The sequence below is a fragment of the Streptomyces sp. JLYT201 genome, from assembly GCF_059448825.1.
Window position 1 is genome coordinate 4,840,076 of the sequence record NZ_CM182551.1, and the last position, 22,755, is coordinate 4,862,830.

At 71.3% G+C, this 22,755-nt stretch carries 20 protein-coding genes; 11 read left to right on the top strand and 9 right to left on the bottom strand.

The features are described 5' to 3' along the window. Positions 1–289: 289 nt before the first annotated feature. Positions 290–1,483 carry a cytochrome P450 gene (locus tag AC5WAM_RS19915; RefSeq protein ID WP_495523359.1) on the top strand — a complete coding sequence of 398 codons (1,194 nt, stop codon included), beginning with the start codon at positions 290–292 and terminating at the stop codon, positions 1,481–1,483. A gap of 114 nt (positions 1,484–1,597) precedes the next feature. On the opposite strand, the gene AC5WAM_RS19920 is transcribed toward AC5WAM_RS19915, so the two are convergent. Continuing rightward, the gene (locus tag AC5WAM_RS19920) at positions 1,598–2,077 is read right to left on the bottom strand and encodes an SseB family protein (protein ID WP_172385119.1); all 480 of its coding nucleotides are present in this window, start codon (positions 2,075–2,077) and stop codon (positions 1,598–1,600) included. A 143-nt stretch (positions 2,078–2,220) separates the two neighbouring features. On the opposite strand from AC5WAM_RS19920, the gene AC5WAM_RS19925 reads away from it, so the two are divergent. The 4 genes from AC5WAM_RS19925 to AC5WAM_RS19940 all read left to right on the top strand — a co-directional run bounded on the left by AC5WAM_RS19925 (position 2,221) and on the right by AC5WAM_RS19940 (position 7,054). Next, positions 2,221–3,078 (top strand): alpha/beta fold hydrolase, encoded by an 858-nt coding sequence (locus AC5WAM_RS19925; RefSeq protein ID WP_495523360.1) that lies wholly within the window; start codon positions 2,221–2,223, stop codon positions 3,076–3,078. Between the two features lie 129 nt (positions 3,079–3,207). After that, positions 3,208–5,034: an acyl-CoA dehydrogenase gene (locus tag AC5WAM_RS19930; protein WP_495523361.1), complete on the top strand. Its 1,827-nt coding sequence runs from the start codon at positions 3,208–3,210 to the stop codon at positions 5,032–5,034. 152 nt (positions 5,035–5,186) lie between these two features. Beyond that, positions 5,187–6,491 (top strand): M18 family aminopeptidase, encoded by a 1,305-nt coding sequence (locus AC5WAM_RS19935; RefSeq protein WP_366791083.1) that lies wholly within the window; start codon positions 5,187–5,189, stop codon positions 6,489–6,491. Between the two features lie 65 nt (positions 6,492–6,556). Next, positions 6,557–7,054: an LURP-one-related/scramblase family protein gene (locus tag AC5WAM_RS19940; RefSeq protein WP_138960856.1), complete on the top strand. Its 498-nt coding sequence runs from the start codon at positions 6,557–6,559 to the stop codon at positions 7,052–7,054. A 150-nt stretch (positions 7,055–7,204) separates the two neighbouring features. On the opposite strand, the gene AC5WAM_RS19945 is transcribed toward AC5WAM_RS19940, so the two are convergent. Then, positions 7,205–8,032, bottom strand: a complete 828-nt coding sequence (locus tag AC5WAM_RS19945) for a carbon-nitrogen family hydrolase (protein ID WP_495523362.1) — start codon at positions 8,030–8,032, stop codon at positions 7,205–7,207. A gap of 136 nt (positions 8,033–8,168) precedes the next feature. On the opposite strand from AC5WAM_RS19945, the gene AC5WAM_RS19950 reads away from it, so the two are divergent. Next, positions 8,169–8,993, top strand: a complete 825-nt coding sequence (locus AC5WAM_RS19950) for a maleylpyruvate isomerase family mycothiol-dependent enzyme (RefSeq protein ID WP_366791080.1) — start codon at positions 8,169–8,171, stop codon at positions 8,991–8,993. 67 nt (positions 8,994–9,060) lie between these two features. Here AC5WAM_RS19950 and AC5WAM_RS19955 read toward each other — a convergent pair whose 3' ends face one another. Both AC5WAM_RS19955 and AC5WAM_RS19960 read right to left on the bottom strand, forming a co-directional pair. Continuing rightward, positions 9,061–10,383, bottom strand: coding sequence for an MFS transporter (locus AC5WAM_RS19955; protein WP_495523363.1), 1,323 nt, complete (start codon positions 10,381–10,383; stop codon positions 9,061–9,063). Further along, positions 10,380–11,078, bottom strand: a complete 699-nt coding sequence (locus tag AC5WAM_RS19960) for a GntR family transcriptional regulator (RefSeq protein ID WP_366791078.1) — start codon at positions 11,076–11,078, stop codon at positions 10,380–10,382. Before AC5WAM_RS19960 ends, AC5WAM_RS19955 begins: the two co-directional genes overlap by 4 nt. A 257-nt stretch (positions 11,079–11,335) precedes the next feature. On the opposite strand from AC5WAM_RS19960, the gene AC5WAM_RS19965 reads away from it, so the two are divergent. Next, positions 11,336–12,220, top strand: a complete 885-nt coding sequence (locus tag AC5WAM_RS19965) for a D-alanyl-D-alanine carboxypeptidase family protein (RefSeq protein WP_366791077.1) — start codon at positions 11,336–11,338, stop codon at positions 12,218–12,220. A 71-nt stretch (positions 12,221–12,291) separates the two neighbouring features. Here AC5WAM_RS19965 and AC5WAM_RS19970 read toward each other — a convergent pair whose 3' ends face one another. The 3 genes from AC5WAM_RS19970 to pdhA are packed head-to-tail and all read right to left on the bottom strand — an operon-like array spanning position 12,292 to position 15,949. Then, positions 12,292–13,719 carry a dihydrolipoamide acetyltransferase family protein gene (locus AC5WAM_RS19970; protein ID WP_495523364.1) on the bottom strand — a complete coding sequence of 476 codons (1,428 nt, stop codon included), beginning with the start codon at positions 13,717–13,719 and terminating at the stop codon, positions 12,292–12,294. 11 nt (positions 13,720–13,730) lie between these two features. After that, positions 13,731–14,711, bottom strand: coding sequence for an alpha-ketoacid dehydrogenase subunit beta (locus AC5WAM_RS19975; RefSeq protein WP_495523365.1), 981 nt, complete (start codon positions 14,709–14,711; stop codon positions 13,731–13,733). 2 nt (positions 14,712–14,713) lie between these two features. Beyond that, positions 14,714–15,949: a pyruvate dehydrogenase (acetyl-transferring) E1 component subunit alpha gene (pdhA, locus tag AC5WAM_RS19980; protein WP_495523366.1), complete on the bottom strand. Its 1,236-nt coding sequence runs from the start codon at positions 15,947–15,949 to the stop codon at positions 14,714–14,716. A 359-nt stretch (positions 15,950–16,308) separates the two neighbouring features. On the opposite strand from pdhA, the gene AC5WAM_RS19985 reads away from it, so the two are divergent. Continuing rightward, entirely contained in the window at positions 16,309–16,971 is a 663-nt protein-coding gene (locus AC5WAM_RS19985) for a response regulator (protein WP_150512111.1), read from the top strand. Between the two features lie 215 nt (positions 16,972–17,186). Then, positions 17,187–17,639, top strand: a complete 453-nt coding sequence (locus tag AC5WAM_RS19990; RefSeq protein WP_495523367.1) for a pyridoxamine 5'-phosphate oxidase family protein — start codon at positions 17,187–17,189, stop codon at positions 17,637–17,639. Positions 17,640–17,772: 133 nt separating this feature from the next. Here AC5WAM_RS19990 and AC5WAM_RS19995 read toward each other — a convergent pair whose 3' ends face one another. After that, positions 17,773–19,374 (bottom strand): protein kinase domain-containing protein, encoded by a 1,602-nt coding sequence (locus AC5WAM_RS19995; RefSeq protein WP_366791072.1) that lies wholly within the window; start codon positions 19,372–19,374, stop codon positions 17,773–17,775. 363 nt (positions 19,375–19,737) lie between these two features. Here AC5WAM_RS19995 and AC5WAM_RS20000 point away from each other — a divergent pair, with 363 nt between their 5' ends. Continuing rightward, positions 19,738–21,372: a protein kinase domain-containing protein gene (locus tag AC5WAM_RS20000; protein ID WP_495523368.1), complete on the top strand. Its 1,635-nt coding sequence runs from the start codon at positions 19,738–19,740 to the stop codon at positions 21,370–21,372. 164 nt (positions 21,373–21,536) lie between these two features. Beyond that, a complete protein-coding gene (locus tag AC5WAM_RS20005; protein WP_172385133.1) occupies positions 21,537–21,998 on the top strand; it encodes a carboxymuconolactone decarboxylase family protein in 462 nt (153 codons plus the stop codon). Between the two features lie 129 nt (positions 21,999–22,127). Here the strand turns inward: AC5WAM_RS20005 and AC5WAM_RS20010 are convergent, their stop codons facing one another. Beyond that, on the bottom strand, positions 22,128–22,676 hold the full coding sequence (locus tag AC5WAM_RS20010; RefSeq protein ID WP_366791070.1) for a bacterial proteasome activator family protein: 549 nt from the start codon (positions 22,674–22,676) through the stop codon (positions 22,128–22,130). Positions 22,677–22,755: the final 79 nt, after the last annotated feature.

Here is a 22,755-nt window from a genome sequence, read left to right on the forward strand (position 1 = left end):
GCCCGCGAATTGCTACTCCTAAACCATTGTTTCCGCGTACTCAAAACGCAGGGAGGGAGGGTTTTACATGGCTAAGATCATCAAGGCCCTGAAGGCCGCCACGAAGAAGAACGAGCCGAGCCTGAAGCAGTCCGCCTGGTACATCTGGTACTGAGCGCCCTGCTGACCCGGGCCCGGACCGCCCGGCACGTCCGGTACCGACCTTCGGGCTCACGGGCCCGCGCACGGCACAGGAGCCGGTTTCCTTCCGTTCCGCCGCGCGCGGGCCCCTCATTCCGGAGACCTCCGTATGTCATCCACCGAGCACAGCCAGAATCAGCGGAGCCAAAAGCCGGAGAGCACAACCGGCGCCACCGTAAAGAATTCAGAAAGCGCAGCGGCGCGCGGAACCGGCGGCCCGGGAAATCCATCGGCCCCCACTCGGACGCATCCGCGGAACCGCCGCACCACGGTTTTCGCGCCCCGGCTTCAGGCCCTCCTCGACGAGCACACCGGCAAGGATCTCGTACGGCTGGAACCCGACACGATCGGCATCGCGGGCGCGGAGCTCTCCGACCGCATCCTGGCCGCGCGCCGGGCGACCGAGACCGAGCGCCCCACCTTCAAGCCCCTGCACGGCCGCTCGATCTCCAAGGCCGAGGCCGCGTCGGTGATGCGGACCGTCGGCCGGGACGTCCGCGCCGCCCTGGACGGCCCCGACCCGCTCCCCGCGGACACGGACCTGTCCGGGCCCTGGCCGATCACCGGGCACCGGTTCCTGCGCGACCTGGTCCTGCGCGACGACCCCTGGCGCCTGCGCGTCCTGATGTCCCGCCTCCTGGAGATCGACACCAAGGTCACCTGGACGACGATCGTGACCGGCGCGGCCCTGCCCCGCCGCCCCCGGCCCGGCCCGCACCTGACCCGGCTGGCGAACCTCGTCGCCGAGGCGGAGACCTACCAGGACCGGCGCTACGCCATGGGCATGTACCGCCGCGCCGCCGCCCCGGTCTGCTTCACCGTCTCCACGCTCGTCGCCAACGCCCTGTGGCTCGGCTCCCCCTTCGACGACTCCGCGTCCGACCGCGCCGTCCTGTACGAGGCGATGCGCCTGCTGCCCCCTTCGTGGAACCTGCTGCGCAACCGGTCGCCCGAGTACCCGGCCATCGACGACCGGATAGGCCCCGGCGACGACATCCTGATGCTGCCGCTGCTCACCCACCGCGACCCCGCCCTCTGGGACGCCCCGGACGAGTTCCGGCCCGAGCGCTGGGACGCCCTCGACCCCGACGACACCCCCGGCTACCTGCCGTTCGGCCACGTCAGCGAGCGCTGCTGGGGCCGCCATCTGGTGCTGCCGCTCGCCGAGCTGCTCCTCGGCCACATCCGCAGGACCGGCCTGATCGTCGCCCCCGGCCAACGCACCGCGGAGGTACCGCTGCTCGGCCTGCTCGGCGTACGGACCGTCCATGTGGGGCACCGCGACAAGGTCCGCCGGATCTGACGGGCGGCCAGCCTCCGACGGGCGGCCGACCCCTGGCAGGCAGCCGACCCCTGGCAGGCGACCGGCCCTTGGCAGGCAGCCAACCCCGGGCAGGCGACCGGCCCTGACGGGCGGTCAGCCGTACATGCGGCGCATCGCGAAGTCCACCATCTGCTCGACGGCCTTCGCGTCGAACACCATGCGGTGCTCGCCCTCCATGTCCAGGACGAAGCCGTAGCCGGTCGGCAGCAGGTCGATCACCTCGGCGCCGGTGATGACGAAGTACTTGGAGTCCTTGCCCGCGTAGCGGCGCAGCTCCTTGAGCGACGTGAACATCGGGATGACCGGCTGCTGGGTGTTGTGCAGCGCGAGGAAGCCCGGGTTGTCGCCGCGCGGGCAGTACACCTTCGAGGTCGCGAAGATCTGCTGGAAGTCCTCGGCGGACATCGAGCCCGTGGTGAACGCGCGCACCGCGTCCGCGAGGGACGGCGGCGACGGCTCGGGATACAGCGGAGGCTGCTGGCCGTAACCACCGGGCATCTGCGCGTGCTGCTGCGGCTGCTGCGGCGGGGCGTACCCCTGGCCGACACCGGCGTGTTGGTCGTAGCCGTACATGCCCCCAGCCTACCGAGAGCGGCGTGGCGGGCCGCCGGAATATTTATCTAGTGACCGCTAGACAATGGTGCGGCGACTCGGCTACGGTTTCTGTAGTGGCGGCTACAGATAGTCGTGGCCGCCGGAACCGGAGGGGGACTCCCATGCCCGCACACCCGCAGACGCCGACCTCAGCGACGGATTCGCCGGTCGCGACCACACCCGCTCCCGGCGCGACGTTCGCCCGCACGGCCGCGGGCACGGGCCCCGGAGTGCTGCTCGCCCACGGCGCGGGCGGCTCGATCGCGGCCAACTACGGCCCGGTCCTTGACGCGTTGACGCCCACGCACCGCGTCGTGGGCGTCGACTACCCGGGCACGGGAGCCACCCCCCGCTCCCGGACCCCGCTGACCCTGGACACCCTCGCGGACGAGCTGGTCGCGGCGGCCGACGCCGAGGGCCTGGAGACCTTCGCCCTGGTGGGCTATTCGCTGGGCACGGCCGTGGCGCTGCGGGCGGCGACGCGGCACCCGGAGCGGGTGACGGCGCTGGTCCTGACGGCCCCCTTCGCCCACCCGGACACGCGTACGCGGCTGACGGCCGAGGTCTGGCGCGGCCTCGCCGCGTCCGGTGACCGGGACACCCTGGCCCGGTTCCTGCTGCCGCTCGCCCTGAGCCCGGCGGCCCTCGCCTCCCTGTCCGCCGCCGACACGGAGGCGACCGTGCGGGGCACGGCGGAGTCGGTCCCGGAGGGCTCGGCCGACCACGTGGACCTGGTGGCCAGGGTCGACGTGCGGGCCGATCTGGCGCGGATCGCGGTGCCGACCCTGGCGGTCATCACGACCGAGGACCAGCTGATCCCGCCCGCGCTCCAGCGCGAGGCGGCGGCGGGCATCGCGGGCGCCCGGACGGCGGACCTGGCGACGGGCCACCTGCCCTTCGCCGAGAAGCCCGCCCAGTGGCAGCGGCTGATATCCGACTTCCTGGGCGACCTCCCCGCACACCGGGGCGGGAGGAAGTAGACCCAGCTCACACTTGGACGCTCAGGGGTTGCCTCTTATTACCGACGGGTAGCATCATTTAAGACCACAAGCTACTTACTGGTACGCCTACGAGGTCCCCGCCTCCCAAGCCATTACGGAGCCGTCGCCATGGGGCACTACAAGTCGAATCTCCGCGACATCGAGTTCAACCTCTTCGAGGTCCTCGGCCGCGACAAGCTGTACGGCACCGGCCCGTTCGCGGAGATGGACGTCGAGACCGCCAAGAGCGTCCTCAGCGAGCTCGCCCGCCTCGCGGAGAACGAGCTGGCCGCTTCCTTCGAGGACGCCGACCGCAACCCTCCGGTCTTCGACCCGGAGACCAACACCGCTCCCGTGCCGGCCTCCTTCAAGAAGAGCTACCAGGCCTTCATGGACTCCGAGTACTGGCGCCTCGGCCTGCCCGAGGAGATCGGCGGCACCACCTCGCCCCGCTCCCTGATCTGGGCGTACGCGGAGCTGCTCCTCGGCTCGAACCCGGCGGTCTGGATGTACTCCTCGGGCCCGGCGTTCGCCGGGATCCTCTTCGAGGAGGGCAATGACGTCCAGAAGAAGATCGCCGAGATCGCCGTCGAGAAGCAGTGGGGCTCGACGATGGTCCTCACCGAGCCGGACGCCGGTTCGGACGTGGGCGCGGGCCGCACCAAGGCCGTGCAGCAGGAGGACGGCTCCTGGCACATCGAGGGCGTGAAGCGCTTCATCACGTCCGGCGAGCACGACATGTCGGAGAACATCCTCCACTACGTCCTCGCCCGCCCCGAGGGCGCGGGCCCCGGCACCAAGGGCCTGTCCCTCTTCCTCGTCCCGAAGTACGAGTTCGACTTCGAGACCGGCGAGCTCGGCGCCCGCAACGGCGTGTACGCGACGAACGTCGAGCACAAGATGGGCCTCAAGGCGTCCAACACCTGCGAGATGACGTTCGGCGACCAGCACCCCGCCAAGGGCTGGCTGATCGGCGACAAGCACGACGGCATCCGCCAGATGTTCCGCATCATCGAGTTCGCCCGCATGATGGTCGGCACGAAGGCGATCTCCACCCTCTCCACGGGCTACCTCAACGCCCTGGAGTACGCCAAGGAGCGCGTCCAGGGCCCCGACCTCGCCCAGTTCATGGACAAGAGCGCACCCAAGGTGACCATCACCCACCACCCGGACGTGCGCCGCTCCCTCATGACGCAGAAGGCGTACGCGGAGGGCATGCGCGCCCTGGTCCTGCACACCGCCGCCGTCCAGGACGAGATCGCGGTCAAGGAGGCGGCGGGCGAGGACGCCGCCGCCCTGCACGCGCTCAACGACCTGCTGCTCCCCATCGTCAAGGGCTACGGCTCCGAGAAGGCCTACGAGCAGCTGGCCCAGTCGCTCCAGACCTTCGGCGGCTCGGGTTATCTGCAGGAGTACCCGATCGAGCAGTACATCCGCGACGCCAAGATCGACACGCTCTACGAGGGCACGACCGCGATCCAGGGCCAGGACTTCTTCTTCCGGAAGATCGTCCGCAACCAGGGCGCCGCGCTCAACGGCCTCGCCGAGGACATCAAGAAGTTCCTCGCCGTCGGCACCGGGGGCGAGGAGCTCGCCGGGGCCCGCGAGGAGCTGGCCAAGGCCGCCGTCGAGCTGGAGGCCATGGTCGGCGTCATGCTGACCGACCTCGCCGCCACCGAGCAGGACGTGAAGTCGATCTACAAGGTCGGGCTCAACACCACCCGCCTGCTGCTCGCCTCCGGTGACGTGGTCGTGGGCTATCTGCTGCTCCGCGGTGCCGCCGTGGCCGCCGAGAAGCTGCCGACCGCGTCCTCGAAGGACGTGCCCTTCTACCAGGGCAAGATCGCCGCGGCCAGGTTCTTCGCGGCGAACGTCCTGCCGGGCGTCGCCACTCAGCGCGCCCTCGCCGAGGGCGTGGGCCTCGACCTGATGGAGCTCGACGAGGCCGCGTTCTAGGCCCCGCCAAGGCTCTGGTGGCCCGCTCCCGTCCGGGGCGGGCCACCGGCGTCGACGACCCCCGCCGCCGCGGGCGAAGGGGGCAGGACCAGGGGCACCACCGCGCCCGGAGGCCCCGCACAGGGCCCGAGGGCCTGGTTAGGCTGAGCGGCATGCGCACACGCCCCCGCTTCGATCGCGGTCACACCGACGACCTGATGTCCTTCCTCGCGGCCAGCCCGTCGCCGTACCACGCCGTGGCGAGCGCCGCAGAGCGGCTGGAGAAAGCGGGCTTCAGGCAGGTCGAGGAGACCGACGCCTGGGACGCCTCGAGCGGCGGCAAGTACGTGCTGCGCGGCGGCGCGATCATCGCCTGGTTCGTGCCGGAGGGCGCGCGCGCCCACACCCCGTTCCGCATCGTCGGCGCGCACACCGACTCCCCGAACCTGCGGGTGAAGCCGCTGCCGGACGCCGGCGCCCACGGCTGGCGCCAGGTGGCCGTCGAGATCTACGGCGGGCCGCTGCTCAACTCCTGGCTCGACCGCGACCTCGGCCTCGCGGGCCGCCTCACCCTGCGCGACGGCTCCACCCGCCTGGTCAATGTGGACCGCCCGCTGCTCCGCGTGCCCCAACTGGCCATCCACATGGACCGTTCGGTGCCCACCGACGGCCTCAAGCTCGACAAGCAGAAGCACATGCAGCCCATCTGGGGCCTGGGCGACGACGTGCGCGAGGGCGACCTGATCCGCTTCGTGGAGGAGGAGTGCGACCTCGCCCCCGGCGAGGTGACCGGCTGGGACCTGATGACTCACTCCGTCGAGCCGCCCGCGTACCTCGGCCGCGACCGCGAGCTGCTCGCGGGCCCGCGCATGGACAACCTCCTGTCCGTGCACGCCGGTACGGCCGCGCTCGCCGCCGTGGCCACCGCCTCCGGGGCCGACGCGCTGCCGTACGTCCCGGTGCTCGCCGCGTTCGACCACGAGGAGAACGGCTCGCAGTCCGACACCGGCGCCGACGGCCCGCTGCTCGGCGGCGTCCTGGAGCGCTCGGTGTTCGCCCGCGGCGGCTCCTACGAGGACAAGGCCCGCGCCTTCGCGGGCACGGTGTGTCTGTCGTCCGACACCGGGCACGCCGTGCACCCCAACTACGCGGAGCGGCACGACCCGACGCACCACCCGCGCGCCAACCGGGGCCCGATCCTGAAGGTGAACGTCAACAACCGCTACGCCACCGACGGCGCGGGCCGCGCGGTGTTCGCCGCCGCGTGCGAGAAGGCGGGCGTGCCGTTCCAGTCGTTCGTCTCCAACAACGCGATGCCCTGCGGCACGACCATCGGCCCCATCACGGCGGCGCGGCACGGCATCAAGACGGTCGACATCGGCGTCGCGATCCTGTCCATGCACAGCGTGCGCGAGCTGTGCGGCGTCGACGACCCGCCCATGCTGGCGGACGCGCTGCGGGCCTTCCTCGAAGGCTGACCCCTTTCGGGCCGTCCCTGCGCGCGGGAGGCGAAAACATCCCGTTTGCGGGTACTCATGGGCGCATGAGGCTTCTCGTACGCGACCGTCTGTTCGGCATCGGCGACGACTACTGGATCGAGGACGACCGGGGCCGCAAGGTCTTCCTCGTCGACGGCAAGGCCATGCGGCTGCGGGACACCTTCGAGCTGAAGGATCCGCAGGGGCGGGTGCTCATCGACATCCACGCCAAGATGCTCGCCCTGCGCGACACGATGGTGATCGAGCGCGAGGGCGAGCCGCTGGCGAGGATCAAGCGCAAACGGCTCTCGCTGCTGCGCAACCACTACCGCGTGGAGCTGGCCGACGGCAGCACCGTGCTCGACGTCAGCGGCAAGATCTTCGACCGCGAGTTCGCGATCGAGTACGAGGGGGAGCTGCTCGCGGACGTCTCCCGCCGCTGGTTCAGCGTGCGGGACACGTACGGCCTCCACATCACCCGGGACGACGCGGACCCGGCCCTCCTGGTGGCCATCACGGTCTGCGTCATCCGCCTCGCGGAAAAGGAACACGGCGAGGACTGACCCTCTGTTCCCGCTGTGGGCAATCGTCCCGCAGGGCGAGTGGGGCATCCCCTGCTCGAGCGAAGCCGAGAGCTTGGGGAAGGGTGGGCACAGCAGCGAGGTGCCGCCCAGCGGTCACAGCAGGGGCGCGGCCCAGGCGCCGCCCAGCCGTCACAGCCGGGGCTCAGCCACGCCCATCCGCCGGTCCTTGAGGGCCGGGAACTGCTCCCGGGTCTCGGCGACCCGCGCCAGGTCCAGATCCACCGTGAGCACCTCCGCGGCAGACGGCCCCGCCTCCGCAAGCACCTCACCCCAGGGATCGACCACCACACTCGCCCCCGCCTGCGGCACCCCCGCGTGCGCCCCCGCGGTCCCGCACGCGAGCACGAACACCTGGTCCTCCACCGCCCGCGCCCGCGCGAACAGCGACCAGTGCGCGCGCCGCCGCGCGGGCCACCCCGCGGGCACCACGAAGACCTCGGCCCCCGCGTCCACGAGCCCCCGGAAGAGCTCGGGAAAGCGCAGGTCGTAGCAGGTGGCGAGGCCGAGCACCGCCTCGGGCGTCCGGACGGTGACCAGCTCGCGGCCCGCGCCCATCAGGACGGCCTCGCCCTTGTCGAAGCCGAAGCGGTGGATCTTGCGATAGGCGCCGGCGAGCTCACCGGCGGGCGAGAAGACGAGGGAGGTGTTGTAGAGGGGCCCCTCGCCCGCGGCGCCGCTGTCGGACGGGGCGCGCTCGGGGACGGAGCCCGCGTGCAGCCACACGCCCGCGTCGCGCGCGGCCTCGGCCATCGCCTCGTACGTCGGACCCTCCAGCGGTTCCGCCTCCGTGGCGAACGCCTCGTACCCGAAGGCCCCGGTGGTCCACAGCTCGGGCAGGACGATCAGATCGGGGCCCTCGCGCTCGGCCACCTCACGCACCAGCGAAGAGACCCGCAGCCGCCGGGACTTGACTGATTCGTCATCCTCTACGGCGATCTGGAGGAGAGAGGCGCGCACAGTACCACCGTCCTGGCATTCGAACCGTCAAGTAGGCCTACGATCGTCACACGAAAGCACTGCCGGGGTGCCCACGGGCAGCGTAACTTAAAGCCCCAAGACACCCACCGCCCGCGTACGACCGCCGAGGGGTCCCGTGAGTCTCCATCCCAGCCTGCAAACCTACGCCGATGCCTGGGCCCACGCCGTGGAAGCGATATCCGAGCTGGTGACCCCGCTCGCCGAGGGCGAGTGGAACCAGCCAACCCCGTGCCCGGGCTGGTCCGTCCGGGACATCGTCTCGCACGTCATCGGCCTGGACTGCGAGATGCTCGGTGATCCGCGCCCGATCCACACGCTGCCGCGCGACCTGTACCACGTGAAGACCGACGGGCAGCGGTACATGGAAATGCAGGTGGACGTCCGCCGCCACCACACGGCACCGGAGATGACCTCCGAGCTGGAGTACACGATCATCCGCCGCAACCGGCAGATCCGGAACGAGTCGCGCGCCCCGGAGACCATGGTGCGCGGCCCCCTCGGCACCGAGCAGAGCCTCGAACTCGCCATGCGGATCCGGGCCTTCGACGTGTGGGTGCACGAGCAGGACCTGCGGGTCACGCTGGGCAGGCCGGGAAACCTCGACTCGCCGGGCGCGTACGTCGCCCGCGATCTGATGCTGCACGGCCTCGCGAAGGTCGTCGCCAAGAAGGCGGGCGCCCCCGCGAACTCCGCCGTCGTCGTCGACGTGAGCGGGCCCGTGGAGTTCCTGCGCACGGTGCGCGTGGACGCGGAGGGCAGGGGCACCGTCGACAACACCCCCTCGCTGGGCCCGCTCGTCACCATCGCCACCGACTGGGAGACGTACGCGCGTCTCGCCTGCGGGCGAGTGGCGCACACGGCGGTCCGCGACCGCGTGAAGGTCGAGGGCGACCAGGAACTGGGCGAAGCGATCCTGGGGGACTTCTCCGTCACCCCGTGACCCGGCCGCACGCGGACGCCTCCCCACGACGCGGCCCCGGGGAGGGGGCGAGCCCCCTCCCACCGCCTCACGCCGCGGGCACGTGCACCGTCTCCACCCGGCTGGCGACGAGCCGCTCGCGCTCCCTGCGCGCCGCGCGCGCCCGCAGCCGCAGGATCTGGCTCACCCCGAGCGCCTGAAGGACGAAGACCGAGGAGAACGCGATCCGGTAGTCGTCGCCCGTGGCGTCGAGGAGGACGCCGACCGCGAGCAGCGTGGTCATGGACGCCACGAAGCCGCCCATGTTGGTGATGCCCGAGGCCGTGCCCTGGCGCTCCGGCGGGTTCGCCGGGCGCGCGAAGTCGAAACCGATCATCGAGGCGGGGCCGCACGCCCCTAGCACCACGCACAACACCACGAGCAGCCACATCGGCGCGTGCGCACCGGGGTGGACGAGGACGGCTGCCCAGACGACCGCCGTCGCGCCCACCGTGCCGAGCGCCAGCGGCAGCCGTGCCGCGTGGTGTCGGGCCACGATCTGGCCGAAGACCAGGCCGACCGCCATGTTCGACAGGACGACGAGGGTCAGCAGGTCGCCCGCCGCGCCCCGGCTGAGGCCCTGCGCCTCGACCAGGAACGGCAGGCCCCACAGCAGCAGGAACACCATCGCCGGGAACTGCGTGGTGAAGTGCACCCACAGGCCGAGCCGGGTGCCGGGCTCCCGCCAGGACCGCGCGATCTGCTCGCGTACGAAGCCGGGTCCGGCCGTGTCCCGGGCGGCCCGCGGCGGCGGCTCGTGGCCCTCGGGGTGGTCCTTCAGGAACAGCGCCATGAGGACGAGGACGACGACTCCGGCGAGCGCGCTGCCCGTGAACGCCCGGGTCCAGCCGATGTCGTGCAGGAGCCGGGCCAGGACGAGCGTGGAGACCAGGTTGCCCGCCATGCCCACCAGGCCCGCGAGCTGCGCGACCAGGGGCCCGCGCCGGGCCGGGAACCAGCGGGTGCCGAGCCGCAGCACGCTGATGAACGTCATCGCGTCGCCGCAGCCCAGCAGCGCGCGGGCGGCGAGCGCCGTCCCGTACGAGGGCGCGAGCGCGAAGCCCAGCTGCCCCGCGGTGAACAGGACCGCGCCGAGCGTGAGGACCTTCTTCGTGCCGAGCCGGTCGACCATCAGGCCGACGGGTATCTGCATGCCCGCGTACACGAGGAGCTGGAGGATCGAGAACGTCGACAGGGCCGACGCGTTGACGTGGAAGCGGTCGGCGGCGTCCAGGCCCGCGACGCCGAGCGACGTACGGAAGGTGACGGCGACGAAGTAGACGGCGACGCCGACGGACCACACGAACACGGCCCGCCGTCCGCCCGGCGGATCCCCGGGCAGCCGCCCGGCCTTGGTGGCGGAGCCGCTCATCGCGTGGCCCCCCGGGCCAGGTTCTGGAACCAGCCGACGTGCCGGGTGACGACCGCCACCGCGGCGTCCGCGTCCTCGGCCGTCAGCGCGGCCAGGATCTCCTCGTGCTCGGCCAGGGTCTTGGCGATCCGGTCGGGGTGCGAGTGCATCACCGCGACGCCCATCCGCAGCTGGCGGTCGCGCAGCTGGTCGTACAGGCGCGCCAGGATCTCGTTGCCGCCGCTGCGGACGATCGTGGCGTGGAAACAGCGGTCCGTGGTGGCCGCCCCCGCGAGGTCGCCCGCCGCGGCCTGCGCCCGCTGCTTCTCGAGCAGCTCGGCGAGCCGGTCGAGCAGGCCCGGCGGCGCGGGCACCGCCTTGCGCACCGCGTGGGTCTCCACCAGGAGCCGGGTCTCGACGACGTCCGCGATCTCCTGCGCGGAGACGGGCAGGACGAGCGCGCCCTTCTTCGGGTAGAGCCGGAGCAGCCCCTCCACCTCCAGCTTCAGGAGCGCCTCGCGCACCGGTGTGCGGGACACCCCCACGGCCTCCGCCAGCTCGCCCTCGGTCAGGAGCGTGCCGCCCTCGTAGTGCCGCTCCAGGACGGCCCGCTTCACGTGCGCGTAGACGCGCTCGGCGGCGGGGGGCTGTTTGCCGGGCGAGGCAGCGGCCGTGACGGGGGCGGGGGCGGGGGGAGCGGCAGGCGCGGTCGGCATGCGCACAGCATAGATACAACAGGTATCCGATGGATCTTGCGTCCACGATCCGGACGCGGCGCTCGCACGCCCGTGACCATGCGACAACTTTCGGGTCACTTTTTCCGTCGTCCGTGCATCCTTCACGCTCCGTCGCGAGTCTTGTCCGTGGCGGCTCCCCCATGTCGTCTGTAATTCAGGGGGATTTGGGGTGCGGGCCGCCCAATTTACGCATCAGGGACAATGGAGCGTTTACTTTGAGAATTCGGACAACAGGCATGCGCCGGGCCTCGGCCGCCGCCGTCATCACGGCCGGAGCCGTCATGACGACGACGGTCATCACGGTCCCCGCCGCGCACGCCGCCGCGCCGCCCAAGCCGTCGATCTCGGCCAAGGGCGGCTTCCTCATGAACAGCGGCACGGGCAAGACGCTGTTCACGAAGAGCGCCGACACCCGCCTCAAGACGGGGTCCACCACCAAGATCGCGACCGCGCTCACGGTGCTGAACCAGCCGGGCCTGAACCTGAACCGCAAGGTCAAGTACCAGAAGGCGTACAGCGACTACATCGTCCGCAACGGCGCCTCCTCGGCCAAGGGCCTGATCGTCGGCGACACCGCCACGGTCCGTGAGCTGCTCTACGGCCTGATGCTGCCGTCCGGCTGCGACGCCGCCTACGCGCTCGCCGACACCTACGGCAAGGGCTCCTCGCGCGGCGCCCGCGTGAAGTCCTTCATCGGCAAGATGAACAAGACCGCGCGCGACCTGGGCCTGCGCAACACGCACTTCGACTCGTTCGACGGCATAAGCAATGGCGCGAACTACTCCTCGCCGCGCGACCTCACCAAGCTGACGGTCAAGGCGATGAAGAACTCGCTCTTCCGCACCATCGTGAAGACCAAGGGCTACAAGGCCAAGCCCAAGATGCCCAACGGCGGCACCCGCGGGATGCCGGTCTGGGGCAACACCAACCAGCTGCTCGGCACCTACCGCGGTGCCATCGGCGTGAAGACCGGCTCCGGCGCCCAGGCCAAGTTCAACCTGGTCTTCGCCGCGACCCGCAACGGCAAGACGGTCGTCGGCACCGTCCTGACCGCGCCCACGAAGGAAGCCCGCTACAAGGACGCCAAGAAGATCATGGACTACGGCTTCCGCGTCGCGTGACTCCCGTCGTGACAGGGGAAAGGGGGCCCGCCGCACACCGCGGCGGGCCCCCTTCTCGCGTGCGTGCGCGCCTACGCCCAGGTCATCAGCCGCTTCGGCTGCTCCAGGATCGCCGCCACGTCGCCGAGGACCTTCGAGCCCAGCTCCCCGTCCACCAGGCGGTGGTCGAAGGAGAGGCCGAGGGTGGTCACCTGGCGCGGCTTCACCTTGCCCTTGTGGACCCACGGCTGGAGCTTGATCGCGCCGACCGCGAGGATCGCGGACTCCCCGGGGTTCAGGATGGGCGTGCCCGTGTCGATGCCGAAGACGCCGATGTTCGTGATCGTCACCGTGCCGCCCTGCATGGCGCCGGGCGACGTCCTGCCCTCGCGGGCCGTGGACACCAGCTCGCCGAGCGAGGCGGCCAGTTCGGGCAGGGTCTGGGCGTGCGCGTCCTTGATGTTCGGCACGATCAGACCGCGCGGGGTCGCCGCGGCGATGCCCAGGTTCACATAGTGCTTCTGGACGATCTCCTGGTTCGCCTCGTCCCAGGCGGCGTTCACCTCCGGGTTGCGGCGGATCGCCACCAGGAGCGCCTTGGAGATCAGCAGCAGCGGGTTGACCCGCAGGCCCTCGAAGGCCCGGTCCTGCTTCAGCTCCTCGACGAGCTTCATCGTGCGCGTCACGTCCACCGTCACGAACTCCGTGACGTGCGGCGCCGTGAACGCCGAGCTGACCATCGCCTGCGCGGTCGCCTTGCGGACGCCCTTGACCGGGATGCGGGTCTCCCGCGCGTCCCCGGCCACCACCGCTACGGGCTCCTGGACCGCCGCGGCCGCGGGGGCCGGGGTCTCGGGCGCCGGGGCCACCGCCGCGTGCACGTCCTCGCGGGTGATGACGCCGTCCGGGCCCGTCGGCGTGACCGTGGCGAGGTCCACGCCCAGGTCCTTGGCGAGCTTGCGCACGGGCGGCTTGGCCAGCGGCCGGGTGCCGGCGGGCGCGGCGGCCGCCGCCTCGGGGGCGGGCGGCGCGCTGTGGCCGTTCAGCTCGGCCTGGACGGCGGCCGCGGCGGGCGAGGGGTCGGCCTGGCCCGGCACCTGCTTGCGGGCGCGGCGCTTGGTGGAGGACTCCGCCACGCCGTAGCCGACGAGGACCGGCTGGCGCCCCGCGGGGGCGGCGGGCTCCGCCGACGGCGCGGGCTCCGGCGCGGCGGCGGGCGCGGGCGGCGCCGCCTCGGGCGCGGGCGCCGCGCCCCCGGACACGTCCACGGTGATGATCACCTGGCCGACGTCCACGGTCGTGCCCTCGGCGAACCGGAGCTCACGGACCGTGCCGTCGAACGGGATCGGCAGCTCCACGGCCGCCTTGGCCGTCTCCACCTCGCACACGACCTGGCCGTCGGTGACGGTGTCGCCCGCGGCCACGTACCACTTGAGGATCTCCGCCTCGGTGAGTCCCTCGCCCACGTCGGGCATCTTGAACTCGCGGACGGCCGCCGTGGTGTCAGTCATTGTCGTCACGACCTCTTCCCTCAGTACGCAAGCGAGCGGTCGACGGCGTCGAGCACCCGGTCGAGGCCCGGCAGATAGTCCTCTTCCACCCGCGCGGGCGGATACGGGGAGTGGAAGCCGCCGACCCGCAGGACGGGCGCCTCCAGGTGGTAGAAGCAGCGCTCGGTGATGCGCGCGGCGAGCTCCGCGCCCGAGCCGAAGAACACCGGCGCCTCGTGCACGACGATCAGGCGGCCGGTCTTCTCGACCGAGGCCTGCACCGTGTCGAAGTCGATCGGCGAGACGGAGCGCAGGTCGACGACCTCCAGGGACTTGCCCTCCTCGGCCGCGGCCGCGGCCGCCTCCAGACAGGTGCGCACCATCGGGCCGTACGCCGCGAGCGTCGCGTCCGTGCCCTCGCGGACCACGCTCGCCCCGTGCAGCGGGTCCGGGATGGCCTCGGTGTTGACCTCGCCCTTCTCCCAGTAGCGCCGCTTGGGCTCGAAGTAGATGACCGGGTCGTCGCTCTGGATGGCCTGCTGGAGCATCCAGTACGCGTCCGACGAGTTCGAGGGAGAGACCACCTTCAGGCCCGCGACGTGCGCGAACAGCGCCTCGGGGGACTCGCTGTGGTGCTCGACGGCGCCGATGCCGCCGCCGTACGGAATGCGGATGACGACCGGCACCTTGACCTTGCCGAGCGACCGCGCGTGCATCTTCGCGAGCTGCGTGACGATCTGGTCGTACGCGGGGAAGACGAAGCCGTCGAACTGGATCTCCACGACCGGCCGGTAGCCGCGCAGGGCCAGGCCGATCGCGGTGCCGACGATGCCGGACTCGGCGAGCGGCGTGTCGATGACGCGGTCCTCGCCGAAGTCCTTCTGCAGCCCGTCCGTGACCCGGAAGACGCCGCCGAGCTTGCCGACGTCCTCACCCATCACGAGGACCTTGGGGTCGGCCTCGAGGGCCGTGCGCAGGGATTCGTTGATCGCCTTGGCGACCGGCAACTTCTTCACGGCCATGGCTACTTGACCTCTCCGCCGGTGACGGCGTCCGCAGGGGCGTCCGCGAACGACGCTTGGTAGGCGGCGAAATCGGCTCGCTCCTCGTCCACGAGAGCGTGCCCGTCCGCGTAGATGTTCTCAAAGATCGACATCGGCTCGGGGTCGGGCATGGACCGCACCACGTCCCGCACCCGCTTGCCCAACGTCTCGCTCTCCGCGTCGAGTTCCGCGAAGAACGCCTCGTCCGCGTGGCCCCCGGCCTCCAGATACGCCCGCAGCCGCTTGATCGGGTCCTTGGCCTCCCACGCCTCGCGCTCCTCGTCGCGGCGGTAGCGCGTCGGGTCGTCGGAGGTGGTGTGCGCGCCCATGCGGTACGTGAACGCCTCGACGAGGGAGGGGCCCTCGCCGGTGCGCGCCCGCTCCAGGGCCCACTTGGAGACCGCGAGACAGGCGAGGACGTCGTTGCCGTCGACGCGCACGCCCGGGAAGCCGTAGCCCTGCGCGCGCTGGTACAGCGGTACGCGGCTCTGCTTCTCGGTCGGCTCGGAGATCGCCCACTGGTTGTTCTGGCAGAAGAACACCACGGGGGCGTTGTAGACCGCCGCGAACGTGAAGGCCTCCGCCACGTCGCCCTGGCTGGTGGCGCCGTCGCCGAGGTAGGCGACCACTGCGCTGTCGGCGTCGTCCTTGGCCACGCCCATCGCGTAGCCCGTGGCGTGCAGCGTCTGGGAGCCGATCACGATGGTGTACAGGTGGAAGTTGTTGCTGTTGGGGTCCCAGCCGCCGTGGTTCACGCCGCGGAACATGCCGAGCAGCAGCGTCGGGTCGACGCCCCGGCACCAGGCGACGCCGTGCTCGCGGTAGGTGGGGAAGACGTAGTCGTCGTCGCGGGTCGCGCGGCCCGAGCCGACCTGTGCCGCCTCCTGGCCGAGCAGCGAGGGCCACAGGCCCAGCTCGCCCTGGCGCTGCAGCGTGACGGCTTCGGCGTCGAAGCGGCGGGTCATCACCATGTCCCGGTACAGCGCGCGCAGGTCCTCGGGGGTCACGTCCGCCACGTACTTGTCGTACGCGGGGTTCTCGACCCGCTCGCCCTCGGGCGTCAGCAGCTGGACGAGCTCGGGCTGCGTGCCCGGGCCCGTGGCCTTCTTGGCACTCGCGCTCTTCTTCGCGCCGGCGCTCTTCGCGCCGGCACTGGTGCGCTTGGCGCCGCTGCCTGCGCGGCGCGGCGTACGCGCGGCGGTGCTTTCCACGGTCACGTGTGCTCCTCCGTCGGTCCGGCCCCCGGGGTCCACCGGCAGGCCAGTACGGCTCGCCCGATTCCAGCCCGTCGCACGGGGTGGGTGCGGCTCAGCGGGATTAGGCGTGACAGTCGTCCCGGCGAGCGCCCTTCTCCAAGCACGTTACCCAGTGCGTACCGAAACTGTGAAACCCCGTCTGACCTGCAATTTTGCTTGGATTTCCAAGTAAAGGCCCACTAGGAAATCCAACTAAACCGAGAAGCCGGGAAACACTCGCTGGTCACGCCACTGATCACAGCCTGGCAGGGGGCCGGAACACCGGCACGTTATCCCGGCCACCCCGGGCACGGGAAGAGTTGATGTGTGACACTGGCACCGTGCGCGAACAAGGAAAAATCACGGTATTCCTGCTCGATGATCACGAGGTCGTGCGTCGCGGAGTCCATGAGCTCCTCTCGGTGGAGTCCGACATCGAGGTGGTCGGAGAGGCGGGCACGGCCGCCGACGCCTTGGTGCGCATTCCGGCCACGCGTCCGGATGTGGCGGTGCTCGACGTCCGCCTTCCCGACGGCAGCGGGGTCGAGGTCTGCCGTGAGATCCGTTCGCAGGACGACTCCATCAAATGCCTGATGCTCACTTCCTTCGCGGACGACGAGGCCCTCTTCGACGCGATCATGGCCGGTGCCTCCGGATATGTCCTGAAGGCCATTCGCGGCAATGAACTCCTGACCGCCGTGCGGGACGTCGCCGCCGGAAAGTCCCTGCTCGACCCGGTCGCCACCGCCCGCGTCCTGGAGCGCCTGCGCGACGGCAACGGCGCCAAGGGCGACGACCGCCTGGCCAACCTCACCGAGCAGGAGCGCAAGATCCTCGACCTGATCGGCGAGGGTCTCACCAACCGCGCCATCGGCGAGCGCCTCCACCTCGCCGAGAAGACGATCAAGAACTACGTCTCCAGCCTGCTGTCCAAGCTCGGCATGGAGCGCCGCTCGCAGGCCGCGGCGTACGTGGCGCGGATGCAGGCCGAGCGCCTTCGCTGAGCGCTTCGCGGGACGTGCCCCAGCATGACGTGGGGCGTCCGCGGCACCGTTGTGGCCGCTCGCGCCCCCGCGGCGGAGCCGCACGTGGCCACAGCCCCGCGCCCCTTCGGGCGCTCCCGGGCCGCAGCGGGCCCTGGCCCTCGGGACTTACGTCCCTTGTTTACGGTACGGGGGGCTCTTCTCCCGCCCCGCACGCGTGCCGCACGGTAGGAACCATGCCCTCCGACTCCGACCAGCAGCTCGCCTTCGCCCTGCTCCGGCGCACCGACTACGGCCGGGTCGCGACCAGCATGCGCGCCCTGCCCTTCCTCGCGGCGGCCCGCCACATCGTGACCGACGGGCACGTGCTGCTGCGCATGCACCGGGGCTTCGGGTACCACGACGCGTGCGTCGGGAGCGTCGTCGCGTACGGCGCGGACAACCTGGGCACGGCGGCGGCCGCCGAGGGCCAGTGGACGGTCCAGCTCGTCGGCCTCTGCGAGGCCGTGCGCCCCACCACGGCGGAGCTCGCGCGCTTCGGCGCGCCCCCGCGCTTCGTGGACGGCGAGCCGTACGACGCGGTGTACCTCCGCATCGCCCCCCAGAAGGCCGTGGTCCACACGCTGAGCCCGGCGTCTGCCGCCGTGCGCAGCGCGCCCGCCCACGCCTCCGCCCCCGCTCAGGGCTGAGCGCGGCGGCCCCGGAGGGTCACCCGCAGTTGTCCCGGAGGGTCGCTGGGCGTCGGGTCGGAGGTCACTCGGAGTCGGACCGGAGGGTCACTCGGAGTCAGGCCGGAGGGCCACTCGGAGACAGACCGGAGGGTCACTCGGAGTCGGACCCCTCGCCGCCCTCCGTACCGCCGTCGTTCCCGCCGTCGTCGGGCGGGGAGACCGGGTCGGACGGCTCGGTGGGCGGGTCCGAGGGATCGGTGGGCGGGTCCGTCGGATCGGTCGGCGGATCCGTGGGCTCCGTCGGCGGATTCGTCGGCTCCGTCGGCTTCGTCGTCGGCTGGGTCTGCTGGTGCGTCGGCCGGGTCGACTGCTGGGGATAGTCGTTCTGCCCCCCGGTGCCGTCGCCACCGGGCTGTGTGTTGTTGTCCGCCGTCTCGTCGTCGTCCGCGCTCTTGCTCGGCTTCTTCTCCTGCGACTGCTTCGTCGAGGGCGTCTTGGAGGGGCCGTCGTCCTTCTTGTCGCCGGTGCCGTTCCCGGACAGCGCGAACGCGACGCCCACCGCGACCGCGATCACCGCGAGCACGGCCAGGATCCACACCTTGCCCGCGCGGCCGCGCCCGCCGCCGTCGCGGTGCCCGCCGTCGAAGCCACCGTCGTCGCCGCCCGGCGGCCGCAGCATGGGGCTCGGGATCTGCTGCGTACCGCTGTCCCCGGGGTGCGGCATCGCGGTGGTGCCGCCGACGCCCATCGCCGGGGTGTGCGCGCCCTCGTGGCCGTGCACGGCCGTCACCGGACCGGTGTTCCAGGTCCCGGTGTGGCTGCCCTGCTCGGCGAGCATCTGGAGCCCGTACTGGATCAGACCGCGCATCTCCTCGGCGGTCTGGAAGCGGTCGTCCGGGTCCTTGGCGAGGGACCGCATGACGAGCCCGTCGAGCTCCGGCGGCGCCGCGTCGGACACCTCGGACGGCGGTACGGGCGTGTCCTGGACGTGCTGGTAGACCACGGACAGCGGCGTCTCGCCGGTGAACGGCGGCCGCAGCGCGAGCAGTTCGTACAGCAGGCAGCCCGTCGCGTACAGGTCGGACCGGTGGTCGACGGCCTTGCCGAGCGCCTGCTCGGGCGACAGGTACTGGGGCGTGCCCATGACCATGCCGGTCTGCGTCATCGTCGTGGACGCGCCGTGCAGGGCGCGCGCGATGCCGAAGTCCATCACCTTCACCGCGCCGGTGTTGGTGATGGAGACGTTCGCGGGCTTGATGTCGCGGTGCACGATGCCGTGCTGGTGCGAGTAGGCGAGCGCCTCCAGGACGCCCGACACGATGATCAGCGCCTGCTCGGGCCCGGGCGCCTCCGCATTGATCAGCAGATCGCGGATGGTGCGGCCCTCGACCAGCTCCATCACGATGTACGGGACGGAGTTCCCGCCGATGAAGTCCTCGCCGGAGTCGTAGACCCCGACGACCGCGTGGTGGTTCAGACCGGCGACCGACTGCGCCTCGCGCGTGAAGCGGGCCTTGGACACCGGGTCCTCGGCGAGGTCGGCGCGCAGCAGCTTGACCGCGACCGTACGTCCCAGACGCACGTCCTCCGCGGCGAACACCTCGGCCATGCCACCGCGGCCGAGCCGGTGGGTCAGGCGGTACCTACCGTCTCCGACCAGGCCACCGTTTCCCCACATCTCGGGCACGTCTGACATACCGCCGCCAGTCGCCTCGGGGTCGGACGGGCCCTGAGCGCGCTGCGTCTGTGCCATCAGTCCTCGCCGTCGTTCTGATCGTGGTCCGCCCGTGGAGGGCGTGCACCGGATACGTGATAGGAGCGGTACGGGGTACTCCGCCGTGCCACGCTACAGCCTCCGCGTGGCATGCCGGTCCGAGGTGGACCGGCCATCAAACCCGCCGAGGGCTCCCCGAGGCAAACTTGTAACGCTTACGAGACTCTTCTTGCGCGTACGGTCACGGAACGGGCACCGAGCTTGACGTGGCATCCCCCTCGGGCAGACTTGGCCAGGAATAGCGGATCGATCACCGTCCTCGCGACGTCATCGGTCGCAACCCATAGCCACAGTCACAACCGCGGCGCCGTCTCGCGTCCGCGCCGATGGGGGACGCACGACATGAGCCAGGACGGCGCTCAGGGCCGGTACGCGGGCAGTTCACTGGCCGGCGGCCGCTATCAGCTGCGCGATCTGCTCGGCGAGGGCGGCATGGCCTCGGTGCACCTCGCTTACGACACGGTGCTCGACCGACAGGTCGCGATCAAGACACTCCACACCGAGCTCGGCCGTGAGCAGTCCTTCCGCGAACGCTTCCGGCGCGAGGCCCAGTCCGTGGCCAAGCTCACGCACACGAACATCGTGTCGGTCTTCGACACCGGCGAGGACGATCTTGGCGGGTCGACCATGCCGTACATCGTCATGGAGTACGTGGAGGGCAAGCCGCTCGGCGCCGTCCTGGACGCCGCGATCCGCCAGCAGGGCGCGATGCCCACCGACCAGGCGCTGAAGATCACCGCCGATGTGCTCGCGGCCCTGGAGATCAGCCACGAGATGGGCCTGGTCCACCGCGACATCAAGCCCGGCAACGTGATGATGACGAAGCGGAACGTCGTCAAGGTCATGGACTTCGGCATCGCCCGCGCCATGCAGTCCGGGGTCACCTCCATGACGCAGACCGGCATGGTCGTCGGCACCCCGCAGTACCTGTCGCCCGAGCAGGCCCTCGGCCGCGGCGTCGACGCCCGCTCCGACCTGTACTCGGTCGGCATCATGCTGTTCCAGCTCGTGACCGGCCGCCTGCCCTTCGAGGCGGACTCGCCGCTCGCCATCGCGTACGCGCACGTCCAGGAGGAGCCGGTCGCCCCGTCCTCCGTCAACCGCTCGCTGCCCCCGGCCGTCGACGCCCTCGTCGCCCGCGCGCTCAAGAAGAACCCGAACGAGCGCTTCCCGACCGCCGAGGCGATGCGCGACGAGTGCCTGCGCGTCGCGCAGTCCTTCCAGGCGGCGGCCCCCAGCATCGTCCCGGGCGCCCGGACCGCGAGCGGCGCGGGCGTCGGCTCCGCCGTCTTCCCGCCGGTCGACTCGACGAACCCGCAGACCCCGGGCAGCGTCCAGACGCCCTACCAGCCGGGCCCCTACGGCCCCGCGACCCCGGCCGCCCCCACCCCGCAGCCCGGGTACGGCTACCCGCAGCAGGGCTTCCCGACCCCCGCGCCCACCAACGCGTACGCCCCGGCCCCGCAGGCCGCCCAGACCCCGCCCCCGTACTCCCTGTCCCCGCAGCCCGCCACGGCTGCGGGGACCGGTGGGCGGGGCGGCTCGGGCGGCGGCAAGCGGACCATGCCGGTCGTCATCGGCTCGATCGTCGTCGCCCTGCTCGCCATCGGCGGCGTGATCACCGCGATCTCCCTGAACGGCGACAGCGACGACGGCGGCGCCAAGGAGACGAAGAAGCCGGTCGCCGGGCACCGCGGCCCGGACCGCACGAACACCATCGAAAAGACCGAGTGCACCGAGCCGGACACGGCGTACAACGAGCCGGACAAGATCAAGCTGCCCGACTTCAGCTACAAGGACTGGCGCTCGGTCCTCTCCTGCCTCCAGGCGGCCGGGTGGCACTACGACAAGCAGAAGCTCGACGAGAACACGTACGGCGAGGACACCGTCATGGGGCAGATCCCCAAGGCGGGCTCCGACGTCGACCCGAAGGACGTGGAGATCACCTTCCAGATCTCGACGGGCAACCCTTCGTAGCGCCTCCGCGTGGGCCCCTCGCAGGGTCGGCCGGTGGGCCTTCGCAGGGCCACCGGACGCCGGGCCCGGAAGTTCCTTCCGCGCACCGGTCACATTCCCTCCTCCCGCTCCGTCAGTGAAGCAACAGACCGAGCGGCGCGAGAGCGGCACAGAGGAGACCAGCCATGCAGGCCCGTATGAAGAACCCGGCGTACGTCCTTCCCACCAGCCTCAAGGGCATCGGCAGCATCATGCAGGCCATCGCCGAGAGCGGCCTGCCGCAGGAGCTCCAGGAGATCGTCGGCCTGCGGGCCAGCCAGATCAACGGCTGTAGCGCCTGCATCCACAGCCACACGGAGAACCTGGTCAAGGCCGGGACGAGCACCGAGCGGCTCGCCGCGGTGGTGGCCTGGCGCGAGGCGCCGTTCTTCACGGACGCCGAGCGCGCCGCGCTGGCCCTCACGGAACACGTCACGCGGCTCGCGGACCGCTCCGCGCAGGCCGTGTCCGACGAGCTCTGGGACGAGGTCGCCGACCACTTCGACGAGCGGGAGCTGTCCGCCCTGATCCTGGTCATCGGCGTGACGAATCTGTTCAACCGGATCAACGCCACGATTCAGGAGCCCGCGGGCCGTACGTGGGGCTGAGCCCGGAGCCATCGACCGAGGGCCCGGTACGCGGGGTGCGTACCGGGCCCTTTCGTGTCCGAGCCGCCCGGCCTGCGGGCGACGCCTTTCCCGTACGGGCTGGATGCGCGTACGGGACAGAGGTAGGGGCTAGAGGTAGGGGCCGCCGCTGCGGCCCGCCACGCCGCCCTCTTCGTCGCCCTCGTGACCGCCCACGCCCGGGGGCAGCGCGCGGCGCATCTGCTCCAGCTGGGCCCGCGCGGCCATCTGCTGCGCGAACAGCGTCGTCTGGATCCCGTGGAAGAGGCCCTCCAGCCAGCCCACCAGCTGGGCCTGCGCGATGCGCAGCTCCGCGTCGCTCGGCGTCGCCTCCTCGGTGAACGGCAGCGACAAGCGCTCCAGCTCCTCCACGAGCTCGGGCGCGAGGCCGTCCTCCAGCTCCTTCACCGAACTGGCGTGGATCTCCTTGAGCCGCACCCGGCTCGCCTCGTCCAGAGGTGCCGCGCGCACTTCTTCCAGAAGCTGCTTGATCATGCTGCCGATGCGCATGACCTTCGCCGGCTGTTCGACCATGTCCGTCACCGGGACCTCGCGGACGTCGTCGCCGCCTCCGCCTCCGCCGCCGAGCGCCATGCCGTCCTGGCCGACAACCAGGACCTGGGGATTCTCCGGCGACCGTTCGTTCCTCGGCATCTCCATGCCGCCATTCTCTCGCACCCGTTGTTCACACATCCTTGGTGCCCCCATTCGCTGATGATCCACCGTGTGCGGCCGCGCG